The organism is Azospirillum canadense (assembly GCF_025961225.1).
GTDB lineage: Bacteria > Pseudomonadota > Alphaproteobacteria > Azospirillales > Azospirillaceae > Azospirillum > Azospirillum canadense.
The window spans coordinates 196,209-207,821 of the sequence record NZ_JAOQNG010000001.1 but is presented as its reverse complement, the minus strand read 5'-3'; the positions used below and the strand labels follow the sequence as shown (position 1 = coordinate 207,821).

Annotated in this window: 10 protein-coding genes; 6 read left to right on the top strand and 4 right to left on the bottom strand. The window is 68.5% G+C overall.

What is annotated here, in order from left to right; genetic code table 11:
* Window positions 1-96: 96 nt before the first annotated feature.
* The gene (locus M2351_RS00965; protein WP_264654312.1) at window positions 97-780 is read left to right on the top strand and encodes a cytidylate kinase-like family protein; all 684 of its coding nucleotides are present in this window, start codon (window positions 97-99) and stop codon (window positions 778-780) included.
* A 180-nt stretch (window positions 781-960) separates the two neighbouring features.
* Here the strand turns inward: M2351_RS00965 and M2351_RS00960 are convergent, their stop codons facing one another.
* On the bottom strand, window positions 961-2,688 hold the full coding sequence (locus M2351_RS00960; RefSeq protein ID WP_264654311.1) for an extracellular solute-binding protein: 1,728 nt from the start codon (window positions 2,686-2,688) through the stop codon (window positions 961-963).
* 278 nt (window positions 2,689-2,966) lie between these two features.
* Here M2351_RS00960 and ppa point away from each other — a divergent pair, with 278 nt between their 5' ends.
* Both ppa and M2351_RS00950 read left to right on the top strand, forming a co-directional pair.
* The gene (gene ppa, locus M2351_RS00955) at window positions 2,967-3,524 is read left to right on the top strand and encodes an inorganic diphosphatase (RefSeq protein WP_264654310.1); all 558 of its coding nucleotides are present in this window, start codon (window positions 2,967-2,969) and stop codon (window positions 3,522-3,524) included.
* A 42-nt stretch (window positions 3,525-3,566) separates the two neighbouring features.
* The gene (locus M2351_RS00950) at window positions 3,567-4,067 is read left to right on the top strand and encodes an O-acetyl-ADP-ribose deacetylase (RefSeq protein ID WP_264654309.1); all 501 of its coding nucleotides are present in this window, start codon (window positions 3,567-3,569) and stop codon (window positions 4,065-4,067) included.
* A gap of 337 nt (window positions 4,068-4,404) precedes the next feature.
* On the opposite strand, the gene M2351_RS00945 is transcribed toward M2351_RS00950, so the two are convergent.
* Window positions 4,405-5,346, bottom strand: coding sequence for an L-lactate dehydrogenase (locus M2351_RS00945; protein ID WP_264654308.1), 942 nt, complete (start codon window positions 5,344-5,346; stop codon window positions 4,405-4,407).
* 324 nt (window positions 5,347-5,670) lie between these two features.
* On the opposite strand from M2351_RS00945, the gene M2351_RS00940 reads away from it, so the two are divergent.
* Both M2351_RS00940 and M2351_RS00935 read left to right on the top strand, forming a co-directional pair.
* Window positions 5,671-8,370 (top strand): bifunctional acetate--CoA ligase family protein/GNAT family N-acetyltransferase, encoded by a 2,700-nt coding sequence (locus tag M2351_RS00940; RefSeq protein ID WP_264654307.1) that lies wholly within the window; start codon window positions 5,671-5,673, stop codon window positions 8,368-8,370.
* A 39-nt stretch (window positions 8,371-8,409) separates the two neighbouring features.
* Entirely contained in the window at window positions 8,410-8,862 is a 453-nt protein-coding gene (locus M2351_RS00935) for a Uma2 family endonuclease (RefSeq protein ID WP_264654306.1), read from the top strand.
* 211 nt (window positions 8,863-9,073) lie between these two features.
* Here M2351_RS00935 and M2351_RS00930 read toward each other — a convergent pair whose 3' ends face one another.
* Complete coding sequence (locus M2351_RS00930) at window positions 9,074-10,063, bottom strand: 2-hydroxyacid dehydrogenase (protein WP_264654305.1); 990 nt, start codon at window positions 10,061-10,063, stop codon at window positions 9,074-9,076.
* Window positions 10,064-10,297: 234 nt separating this feature from the next.
* Here M2351_RS00930 and M2351_RS00925 point away from each other — a divergent pair, with 234 nt between their 5' ends.
* Window positions 10,298-10,882, top strand: a complete 585-nt coding sequence (locus tag M2351_RS00925) for an SH3 domain-containing protein (RefSeq protein ID WP_264654304.1) — start codon at window positions 10,298-10,300, stop codon at window positions 10,880-10,882.
* Between the two features lie 109 nt (window positions 10,883-10,991).
* Here the strand turns inward: M2351_RS00925 and M2351_RS00920 are convergent, their stop codons facing one another.
* Window positions 10,992-11,609 (bottom strand): DUF3501 family protein, encoded by a 618-nt coding sequence (locus tag M2351_RS00920; RefSeq protein ID WP_264654303.1) that lies wholly within the window; start codon window positions 11,607-11,609, stop codon window positions 10,992-10,994.
* Window positions 11,610-11,613: the final 4 nt, after the last annotated feature.

The following is an 11,613-nucleotide window of genomic DNA, read 5'->3' as shown; positions in this document are numbered from 1 at the left end:
CCCCTCCCCCCTTGGGCGCGCTTGACCGGACGTTGCGGCAGCCGGACACTGGCCCCAGACACGGAACGTTGTCGCAACCGGATCCGGAGGCTGCCGATGGCCCGCGACGAATTCCAGGCGCTCCTCACCTACATCCAGACCGACCAGCTGCACCCGCACCGGCCGCATTCCGGCGCGCTGGAGAAGCCGCCCCCCGTCGTCACCATCGCGCGCGATCATGGCGCCGGCGGCGACGTCATCGCGCCGAAGGTGGCGGCGGCGCTGGGCATTCCCTGCTTCGACAAGGAAATCCTCGACGCCGTGGTGGCCGCGGCCAAGTCCGACCCCGCGCTGATGCGGCAGTTGGACGAAAGGTTGCCAGGGCGCGCGGGCATGTTCCTCTACGCCAGCCTGATGGGGCTGCACGACCCGCTGTCGGAGTACCAGCAGCTGCTGACCCGCGTCGTCAACGGCATCGCCTTTCGCGGCGGCGTGATCGTCGGGCGCGGCGCGCACCTGCTTCTGCGCGGGGCGCCGCGCTTCCGCGTGCGGATCGTCGGCTCCGACGAGGTCTGCGCCCGCCGGCTGGCCGGCGACGACGCGGGCAAGGTCGCCGCGGCGCTGACCGAGCTGCACAAAGTCAACGCCGCCCGCGCCAAGTTCTTCCAGGAGACCTTCAAGGTCACCAACAACGACCCGCTGCAATACGACCTGATCGTCAACACCGATCACTTCGTCAGCCTGGACGCCGTGGCCGACCTGATCGTGCAGGGTTACCGGGCGCATAGGGAGCGGGGGTAGGATTCTCGGGCGTGTGCTCCGTCTTCACGGATTTCGGGGATTTTTACAGGGATTTCCGGGATGATTTCGCTTGCTGACCGCCAGCTTCCTCGAACGGCCCGAGCGTCGGCACGTTCCATCAAAAAAATCCCGAAAACCCGCGCCCAAATCCGCGAAATTTGTGAAGAATGAGCACGTCTCTCACGGCCCCTCCACCCACCAGGATTCGATGAGCGGGCCATAGAGCGGCGTTACCTCCGGCCGTTTCAGGCGGGACCAGCGGGCCATGCGGTCCACCGGGCTGTAGAACAGCGGCACCATGTAGTGGCCCCACAGCAGCACCCGGTCGAGCGCGCGGACGCGGGCGACGAGGTCGTCGCGGGTGCGGGCCTCGGCGATGGAGGCGGCGATGGCGTCCACCACCGGGTCGCGGATGCCGGCGAGGTTGCGGCTGCCGGGCTGGTCGGCGGCGGCGGAGCCGTAGTAGTAGAGCTGCTCGTTGCCGGGCGAGAGGGTGGACACCCACCAGCGCACGGTCATGTCGAAGTCGAAATGGTCCAGCCGCGCCTGGTACTGCGCGTTGTCCACCGCACGCACCGACGCGGCGATGCCCAGCCGTTCCAGGGTGCGGGCGAATTCCAGCGCCACGCGCTCGTCGGCGGGGGTGCCCAGCAGGATCTCGAAGGCGAAGGGGTGGCCCGCGGCGTCGAGCAGCCGCCCGTCGCGGACGCGCCAGCCGGCCTCCCCCAGCAGCCGCATCGCCTCCCGCAGGTTGGCGCGCCCCCCGGCCGGGCCGGTGCCGTCGGTCTGCGGCAGGGCGAAGGGTTGGGTGAACAGGGCCGGCGGCAGCCGGTCGCGGAAGTGTTCCAGCACCGCCAGCTCCCGCCCCTCCGGCACCCCCGTCGCCGCCAGCTCGGAGTTGGGGTAGTAGCTCGCCGTGCGGACCAGCGCGCCGTGGAACAGCGTCTTGCCGATCCAGGCGAAGTCGGTGGCGAGACCCAGCGCCTGACGCACCCGTGGGTCCTGGAACAGGGGGCGGCGCGTGTTGAAGATCAGGCCGCGGGCAAACTCCGGCCGGTGGTGCGGCAGTTCCTCCAGCACGATGCGCCTGTCGCGCAGAGCGGGGCCGTCGTAGCCGGTGGCCCATTTTCCAGGGTCCGACTCGCGCCGCACGTCTCCCTCCCCGGCCTTGAAAGCCTCCAGCGCCACCGTGTCGTCGCGGTAGTAGGTGAAATCCAGGGCGTCCACATTGAACAAGCCGCGGCGGGTCGGCAGGTCGCGGCCCCAGTAGTCGCGCACCCGTTCGTAGACGATGCGCCGGCCGGCGTCGACCAGGGCCACCCGGTAAGGACCGCTGCCCATGGGTGGGTCGAGCGTCGTCCGCTCGAAATCCTTGCCCGCCCACCACGCCTTGGAATGGATCGGCATCAGCCCCATCAGCAGCGGCATCTCGCGGTCGAGCGTGCCATCCGGGCCGGGAGCGAAGGTGAAGCGCACGGTGCGGTCGTCCAGCGCCGCGGCGGTCGCGACTTTGGCGTAGAACTGGCGACGGTTGGGCGTGCCGTGGACCCGCTGCACCTCAAGCGAGAAGAGGACATCGGTGGCGGTGATCGGCGTGCCATCGTGCCAGCGCGCGGCCGGGTTCAGGTGGAAGATGGCCTCGCCGCGGTCCTCCGGCACCTCCAGGCTTTCGGCCAGCAGGCCGTAGAGCGAAAAGGGCTCGTCCCAGGAGCGGACCAGCATCGTCTCGAACACGAAACCGAGCCCCAGGGCGGGAACCCCCTTCACCACATGCGGGTTCAGGGTGTCGAAGCCGCCGGTGACCGCCTGCCGCAGGACGCCCCCCTTGGGCGCGTCCGGGTTGACGTAGCCGAAATGATCGAAGCCCGGCGGCAGGGCAAGGTCACCGTGCATGGCAATACCATGCATGACGATTCCATGACGGGGGTCCGAAGTGGTGTGACCACTCCCCCCAGACACCGTTTCGGCCTGGACCGGCAGGGAGACAATGGCGAGAAAAAGCAGCGAAAGAAGGGCTGGACGCATCACATGAGGCTCGTCCCTTTGACGCACCCGCGCAAGTGTCTTTGACTTATGCCCGCTTCTGCCTAAACTCCGCGCGCGCGGCGTCGGGAGGTACGGCCGACGTCCTCAATCGACGTCCTCAATCCCGCGCATTCCGCTATTGCAGTCGAAGGATAGTTTCCATGGATCTCAGCAAGGTTCCGGTCGGCAAGAACGCCCCGTGGGACGTGAACGTGGTCATCGAGATCCCGTTGCGCGGCGAGCCGGTGAAGTACGAGATCGACAAGGAGTCGGGCGCGATGTTCGTCGACCGCTTCCTGCACACGGCCATGTACTACCCCTGCAACTACGGCTTCATCCCGCACACCCTGTCGGGCGACGGCGACCCGGTGGACGTCTGCGTGGTCGGCCGCCATTCGGTCATTCCGGGCGCCGTCCTGCGCTCGCGCCCGATCGGCGTGCTGTACATGGAGGACGAGGGCGGCGAGGACGAGAAGCTGCTGGCCGTGCCGGTCGACAAGCTGCACCCGTTCTACAGCAGCGTGAAGTCCTACAAGGACCTGCCGGAGATCACCACCGAGCAGATCGCCCACTTCTTCCAGCACTACAAGGACCTGGAGAAGGGCAAGTGGGTCAAGATCCTGCGCTGGGGCGACGAGCAGGAAGCCGCCAAGAAGATCCAGGAAGGCATGGAGCGCGCCGCCGCCGCCACCAAGGGCCAGCCGGGCCCGGTGGTCTGATCGCGCTTGGTCTGATCGACTTGTAAAGCAGGACGAGGTTGCATGGACCGGATCCGCGTCGTCGAGGACGACATCACCCGCCAGACGGTGGACGCCATCGTCAACGCCGCCAACGCCGCCCTGAAGGCCGGCGGCGGCGTGGACGGGGCGATCCACCGCGCCGCGGGGCCGGACCTGCAACGCGAACTGGACGGGATCGGCGGTTGCCCCACGGGCGACTGCCGCCTGTCGCAGGGCTACAACCTGCCCGCCCCATACATCATCCACTGCGTCGGCCCGGTCTGGCACGGCGGCGGGTCGGACGAGGAACGTCTTCTGGAGAGCTGCTACCGCTCGGCGCTGGCCTTGGCGCGTCGGCATGGCATCCGCACCCTGGCTTTCCCGGCCATCAGCACGGGCATCTACGGCTTTCCCAAGCAACGCGCCGCGGAAATCGCGGTGGCGGCGGTGCGGGACGAGATGTCGAAGGACGACACGATCGAAGAGGTGCGGTTCGTCGTGTTCGATGCGGAGACGGCGGGGATATATAGGGCGTTGGTGTAGGGGTTGGAGTTTTGTCGGGAAACCGATGTATACGGATTTATATTTTTTGATCTTTTGTAGGTTGGGTGAAGCGCCAGCGCAACCCAACATCAGTTCTTAAGCACGGGGAAAAGCCCCCGCGTTGGGCCCCCTCCCTACCCCCCCCACCTTCGGCGAGGGAGGGGACTGCCGCCGCTCCGCGATCAAGCCCCTCCCCCGCGAAGTGGGGGAGGTTGGGTGGAGGCCCAATGCGGCCACTTTCAGGGTCACGGAAAACCAAAATCCGTGTCATCCGTGCCAAAATCCGTGAAATCCGTGTAGACCCTGTTGTCCGACAAGGATCGACAACTCCCCACCGTCATGACAGCGACTTCTCCACCGATGTCGCCGCTTCCTTCAAAATCTCGGCGCTTCGCTTCAGCGCGGCGGCTTCCTCGGCGGAGAAGCCCGGCAGGATGGTGCTCAGCACGCCGGAGCGGCCAACGACGCGCGGCAGGGATAGGGCGACGTCCGGGACGCCCAGCACGTCGTCGTTCAGGACGGAGCAGGTCAGCACCGCCTGTTCGTTGCCGGCGATCGCGGCGACGATGCGCGACAGGCCGCCGCCGATGCCGAAGGCGGTGTGGCCCTTGCCGTCGATGATGCGGTAGGCGGCGCGGCGCACGCCCTCGTCGATGGCGGTGCGGTCCTCCGCGGTCAGCGGGCGGCCGAGCTGGTCGGCGCAGCGGTCCACCGGCACGCCGGCCACGGTGGCGCCGGACCAGAGCAGGACCTCCGAATCGCCGTGTTCCCCCACCACATGGGCGTGCACGGACTTCGGCGTGACGCAGAGCTTCGCGGCCAGCAGGGCGCGGAAGCGCGCGGTGTCCAGCACGGTGCCGGAGCCGATCACGCGCGAGCGCGGCAGGCCGGAGATGCGGGTCGCCACCTGCGTCATCACGTCCACCGGGTTGGTCGCCACCAGAAGGATCGCGTCGGGCGCCGCGGCCAGCGCCGCCGGGATCACCGCGCCGAAGACGGCGGCGTTGCGCTCCAGCAATTGCAGGCGCGTCTCCCCCGGCCGCTGCGCGACGCCGGCGGACAGCACCACCACGCCCGCCCCGGCCAACTCGGCGTAGGGGCCGTGGCGCACCTGGACCGCGCGGGCGAAAGGCACGGCGTGGGCGATGTCCTGCGCCTGGGCCGCCGCCAGCTTCTCGTTGGCGTCCACCAGCACGACCTCGCTGGCCGACCCGCTCATCACCATGGCGAAAGCGGCGGTCGCCCCCACCGCGCCGGCCCCGACGACACCAACCTTCATGGCACAAGCCCCCTTCTTCCCGTCCCGCGTGCCCCTTCAGGGTGGGGCCATCCGGCGCCGGACTCAAGGCCCTGACATCGCCGATTGGTACGGATGCGCAATGGGGGCGCGACAAAGGGCGCCTGTACAAAGGTAATACCATCGCATATTTTTGCAGCGCAGCATGAGCGGCGATCGGTCGCGTTCCCGCCCCGTGATTGCCATACTACCGCTGTTTGCTGGGAATCCGCCGAAAGCCCTGTGCGCCAAAAGCTCCGCCTCTGGCGTGTTCAAAGCCCGTCGGTCCACCCCTCGGCCCATCAGAGACCAAGCCTGGATCCGGTCATGACCGTTCGCAACCTCGACCACCTGTTCAAGCCTACCTCCATCGCGCTGATCGGGGCGACCCGCAAGGCCAACACCATCGGTGCCGTGGTGGCGCGCAACCTGTTCAACGCCGGGTTCGACGGCCCGATCATGCCGGTGAACCCGTCGGAACGCGCGGTCGAGGGCGTGCTGACCTACAAGACGGTGGACGACCTGCCGATCGCGCCGGACCTGGCGGTGATCTGCACGCCGGCCAACACCGTGCCGGCCACCGTGGAGGCGCTGGGCAAGCGCGGCACCAAGGCGGCCATCGTCATTTCCAGCGGCTTCAGCAAGGAGCAGGCGCAGACCCTGCGCGAGGCAGCCAAGCCGCACCTGATGCGGGTGCTGGGGCCGAACAGCCTGGGCATCATGGTGCCGGGGCGGGGGCTGAACGCCAGCTTCGGCCATGTGACGCCGAAGAAGGGCGACGTGGCGCTGGTGGCGCAGTCGTCGATGGTCGTGACCTCCATCGCCGACTGGGCGACGGCGCGCGGCATCGGCTTCTCGCACCTGATCTCCATGGGCGACAAGGCCGACGTCGATTTCGGCGACCTGCTGGACTATCTGGCCGGCGACGCCACGGTGCGGGCCATCCTGCTGTACATCGAGAGCATCTCCGACGCGCGGAAGTTCATGTCGGCGGCGCGCTCCGCCGCCCGCCAGAAGCCGGTCATCGTCATCAAGGCCGGCCGAACGGAGGAGGCGCTGGAGGCATCCGCGTCGCACACCGGGTCGCTGGCCGTGTCGGACGCCGTCTACGACGCCGCCTTCCGCCGCGCCGGCATCCTGCGCGTGACCGACCTGGACGAGCTGTTCGATGCGGTGGGGACGCTGGCCACCGGCGTGCCGATCACCGGCTCCCGCCTGGCCATCCTGACCAACGGCGGCGGCATGGGCGTGATGGCGACCGACAGCCTGATCCTGGCCGGCGGCCGGCTCGCCCAGTTCGCGCATGAGACGCAGGAGGCGCTGGAGAAGGCGCTGGGTGCCGCCGGCTGCAGCTTGCGCAACCCGCTGCGCATCGGCGGCGATTCCCCGCCCAAGCGCTACGCCGACGCGCTGAACGCCCTGTTGCAGGACCACGGCAACGACGCCGTGCTGGTGCTGAACTGCCCCACCGCGACGACCGACAGCCTGGCCGCCGCCCAGGCGGTGGTGGAGACGATGGTCGCCAACAAGGCGCGCAAGCACCCGGTGCTGACCAGCTGGGTCGGCGACCACACGGCGGTGGAGGCGCGCAAGCTGTTCGCCGCCAGCCGCATCCCCACCTACGACACGCCCAGCCACGCGGTGCGCGCCTTCCTGCATCTGGTGGAATACCGCCGGAACCAGGAACTGCTGATGGAAACCCCGCCGTCGGTGCCGCAGGATTTCCAGCCCGACGACATCGGCGTGCGCAAGATCATCTCCCGCGCCATCGCCGAGCAGCGCGAATGGCTGACCGAGTATGAGGCCAAGCGCGTGCTGGCCGCCTACGGCGTGCCGGTGGTGGACACCCGCTGCGCCGAGACGCCGGAGGAGGCCGCCCGCTGCGCCGCCATGATCGGCGGGCCGCTGGCGCTGAAGATCCTGTCGCCGGACGTCACCCACAAGTCGGATGTCGGCGGCGTCACCCTGCACCTGACCGACCCCGACGAGGTGCGCGCGAAGGCCGAGGCCATGCTGGCCCGCGTGCGCGAGGCGGTGCCCGACGCCCGCATCGAGGGCTTCACCGTGCAGGAGATGGCCGTCCGCCCCGACGCCTACGAGCTGATCGTCGGCATGACGGAGAACGAGCTGTTCGGCCCCGTCCTGCTGTTCGGCGAGGGCGGCATCGGGGTGGAGGTGGTGGAGGACTATGCGCTGGCATTGCCGCCGCTGAACATGAAGCTGGCGACGGAGCTGATGGGCCGCACCCGCATCTGGAAGCAGTTGCAGGGCTACCGCTCGCGCGCCGCCGTGGACCTGGAGGCGGTGGCGCTGACCCTGAACAAGGTGTCGCAGCTGATCGTCGACTTCCCGGAGATCGCGGAGCTGGACATCAACCCGCTGCTGGCCGACTCGGAAGGCGTGATGGCGCTGGACGCGCGCATCAAGGTCGGCGTGCCCGCCCTTCTCGGCGCGCGGCGGCTGGCCATCCGCCCCTATCCAAAGGGGCTGGAGGACCGCATCACCATCAAGGACGGCCGCAACTTCTTCGTCCGCCCGATCCTGCCGGAGGACGAGCCGCTGGTGCACCACATGGTGGCCAACCAGACGCCGGAGGACCTGCGCCTGCGCTTCTTCGCGCCGCTGAAGCGCCTGTCGCACCAGGCCGCCGCCCGCCTGACCCAGATTGACTACGACCGCGAGATGGGGCTGGTCGCCGTCGGGCCGGACCCGGAGACGGGCGAGACCATCATGTACGGCGTCGTCCGCATCACCGCCGACCCCGACAACCTGCGGGCCGAATACGCGGTGATGGTGCGGTCCGACATGAAGGGCCAGGGCCTCGGCTACCAGCTGATGAACAAGATCCTGGACTACGCGCGGTCGCGCGGCATCAAGGAGGTCTACGGCGAGGTGCTGCGCGAGAACACCAGCATGCTGGGCATGTGCCGGGCGCTGGGCTTCATCCGCAAGGAGAACCTGGACGAGCCGGGCGTCGTGGAGGTGCGCATCGAGTTGGGCGGCGGGATCGGCGGGGCGGCGAAGTAAGCGCCGCTCTTGGAACCACGCAGGGAGAGGCCCATACTCATGGGCATGACCGAACCGGCGCGCCGACCGATGACCGTGGAGGAGTTCCTCGTCTGGGAGGACGGGACCGACACGCGCTATGAACTGATCAGCGGAGAGCCGGTCGCCATGGCGCCGCCATCGGACGCGCACGCCCTGATTGCCGCCAACGTCGTGGTGGAATTCGGGAAGCGACTGCGTGCGCCCTGCCGTGCGCGGGTCGAAGCGGGAATCCGGCTGCCGGATCGCGATGATGCCTGGTTCCAGGCCGACGTGGCCGTTGGCTGCGGGCCCACATCGACCAAACCCGGGACCGTCGATCCGGTCGTGATCGTCCAGATCCTGTCTCCCTCCACGGCCGAGCACGACCGCGGGCGCAAGCTGGCGATCTACCGGGAGATCCCGTCGGTGCAGGAGATCCTGCTGCTCGACTCGACCCGCTTGCCGTGCCGAGCTGTGGCACCGCGAGGATGAGCAGAGCTGGGTCGTCCGTGACATCATCGGCGGCGGCACGCTGCGCTTCGCCTCGGTGGGCATCGAGATCCCCATGGCCGCCCTGTACGAGGGGATTCTGTAACCGCACCCCCGTAGGTCGGGTGGAGCGAAGCGCAACCCGACATCCCTTCCCACGCGCGTCTGTTGGGTTTCGGCTTCGCCTCCACCCAACCTACGGGCTACGGGCTGGTTACAGCAGCGTCTCGATGACGCGGTCGGGCGGGGCGTGGCCGTCGACGAAGGTCTTGATGTTGATGATGACCTTCTCGCCCATGTCGATGCGGCCCTCGATGGTGGCGGAGCCCATGTGCGGCAGCAGGACAACGTTGTCCAGCCGCAGCAGCTTCGGGTTCACCGCCGGCTCGTGCTCGAACACGTCAAGGCCGGCGCCGGCGATCTCGCCCTTGGACAGCATCTTGGTCAGGGCCGTCTCGTCGATCACCTCGCCGCGCGAGGTGTTGACGATGTAGCAGTGCGGACGCAGCAGCTTCAGCCGGCGTTCCGACAGCAGGTGGTAGGTGGCCGGGGTGTGCGGGCAATTGATGGACACAACGTCCATGCGCGCCAGCATCTGGTCCAGGCTCTCCCAGTAGGTCGCCTCAAGCTCCTTCTCGACGTCGGGGTAGACGCGGCGGCGGTTGTGGTAGTGGATCGACATGCCGAAGGCACGCGCCCGGCGCGCCAGCGCCTGGCCGATCCGGCCCATGCCGAGGATGCCCAGCCGCTTGCCCCAGATGCGGTGGCCGAGCATGGTCGTCGGTCCCCAGCCCTTCCACTGGCCGGAGCGGACCAGCCGCTCCCCCTCCGCCAGGCGCCGGGCGACGGCCAGCAGCAGGGCCATGGTCATGTCCGCCGTGTCCTCCGTCAGGACGCCCGGCGTGTTGGTGACGGTGATGCCGCGGGCGCGGGCCGCCTTCAGGTCGATGTGGTCGACACCCGTGCCGAAGGAGGCGATCAGGCGGAGCTGCGGCCCGGCCTTCTCGATGATGTCGCCGTCGATGCGGTCGGTCACCGTGGGGACCAGCACGTCGGCGACCTGCGCCGCGTCGATCAGCTGGGCGTGCGTCAGGGGCGCGTCGTCCGAGTTCAGCCGCGCGTCGAACAGCTCCATCATCCGCGTCTCGACGACGTCAGGCAGCTTGCGGGTCACGACGACGATCGGCTTCTTCTTTTCGGTCATCAGGCGTTGCCTCCCCTGTCCGGCTCCCCGTCCGGATCATTTCCTGTCGTATCAAGCGGGTGTGACGCTGTCCAGATGACAGTGTCGATTCCGGAGATCGAACAGGGCAAGGTGTGGCCCGTGGGGTGTGACAAGGCGCGACAGGGCCGCCGGACCTGTTCCTTGCCCTTGCCCCGGGCCGCTACCCCTAACTATAGTGCCCCGGCCGCCGGTTTCCGGAGCCTTTCCCGGCGCTTGGCGGCGATCCCCTCGACCTTTTCCTGCACGGGGTTGCCGGTGCTGCCGACGACGTCTGCCCTCCGCCGAACGCTCGCCGTCCTGGCGCTGGCCGTTACCGTCCTAGGCACTGGTCCGGGCGGCGTGACGGCCGCGGAGGGCCGCCGCGAGAAGGACCCGACCCACGCCTCGGGCTTGCCGATCCCGCGCTTCGTCTCACTGCGCTCCGGCGAGGTGAACGCGCGCACCGGCCCCAACGTGCGCTACCCCATCGAATGGGTCTTCACGCGCAAGGAGATGCCGGTGGAGATCACCCAGGAGTTCGACACCTGGCGCCGCATCCGCGATTGGGAAGGCAGCGAGGGCTGGGTGCACCAGAGCATGCTGTCCGGCAAGCGCAGCGTCGTCGTCACCGGCGAGGTCCGCACCGTCCGCAAGGAGCCGCGCAGCGACGGTGCCGTGATCGCCCGCGCCCAGCCCGGCGTGATCGGCTGGCTGCGTAAGTGCCAGGGCGACTGGTGCGAGGTGGACCTGAAGGGCTACCGCGGTTGGGTCCAGCGCGCCGAGTTCTGGGGCGCCTACAAGGAAGAGAAGATCGAGTAGGTGCAACGGGCGCCATTTCACCACAGAGACACGAAGGCACAGAGAAAACGCTCTCTGTGCCTTCGTGTCTCTGTGGTGATCTCACCGCTCTCCGACCGGAAGGCTTTTTCTAAGCGAAATCCCCCGCCAGCTCCGCCCGCACCGCGTCCGGCATGATCGCCATGTGGCCGTAGTTGGGGTGGTTGATGGCGACGATCACCTCCGTGCCGGGAGTGCGGAAGGCGGCGACCTGCTCCGCCGTGAAGTCGAAGTGCAGGAAGTGCACGGACGAGGTCTTGCCGGTCTCGTTGGTGCGCTCGACGTCCTCCTCCGGGCGGCCCTTCACGGTGTGGCCGGAGAAGCGCAGCGTCATCGCCTCCTCCACCCCGCCCAGCCGGCCGAGTTCCAGGGCGCGGCGCGCCGGGTCGTCGATCTCGAACATCACGGTGGCGACCAGCTCCCGTCCCTTGGGGATCAGGGGGTTGTAGGCGTGCAACTCGTCGGCGATCTGCGCCTCCCCGCCCTTCTCGATGAACAGCATTTCGTGGATCTGCTGCCACATCGTGTCGTAGTTCTCGAAGTAGAAGGTGGCGTAGGGGCCGACCGGCACGCGGCGGTTCTTCTTCACCGCGACCAGGGCCTTGCGGCGCGCGGCGCGCTCCCGTCCGTATTGGTCGAGCGGGATAATGTCGGCGCGGGTGATCTCGGTCTTGCGCCCGGTGGCGGGTATGGTGGCGGGCATGGTCATGGGA

Excerpts from the sequence above, each read along its gene's own strand:
- M2351_RS00965 (WP_264654312.1), top strand. The coding sequence starts at position 97 with ATGGCCCGCGACGAATTCCAGGCGCTCCTCACCTACATCCAGACCGAC.
- M2351_RS00960 (WP_264654311.1), bottom strand. The coding sequence starts at position 2,688 with ATGCATGGTATTGCCATGCACGGTGACCTTGCCCTGCCGCCGGGCTTC.
- ppa (WP_264654310.1), top strand. The coding sequence starts at position 2,967 with ATGGATCTCAGCAAGGTTCCGGTCGGCAAGAACGCCCCGTGGGACGTG.
- M2351_RS00950 (WP_264654309.1), top strand. The coding sequence starts at position 3,567 with ATGGACCGGATCCGCGTCGTCGAGGACGACATCACCCGCCAGACGGTG.
- M2351_RS00945 (WP_264654308.1), bottom strand. The coding sequence starts at position 5,346 with ATGAAGGTTGGTGTCGTCGGGGCCGGCGCGGTGGGGGCGACCGCCGCT.
- M2351_RS00940 (WP_264654307.1), top strand. The coding sequence starts at position 5,671 with ATGACCGTTCGCAACCTCGACCACCTGTTCAAGCCTACCTCCATCGCG.
- M2351_RS00935 (WP_264654306.1), top strand. The coding sequence starts at position 8,410 with ATGGGCATGACCGAACCGGCGCGCCGACCGATGACCGTGGAGGAGTTC.
- M2351_RS00930 (WP_264654305.1), bottom strand. The coding sequence starts at position 10,063 with ATGACCGAAAAGAAGAAGCCGATCGTCGTCGTGACCCGCAAGCTGCCT.
- M2351_RS00920 (WP_264654303.1), bottom strand. The coding sequence starts at position 11,609 with ATGACCATGCCCGCCACCATACCCGCCACCGGGCGCAAGACCGAGATC.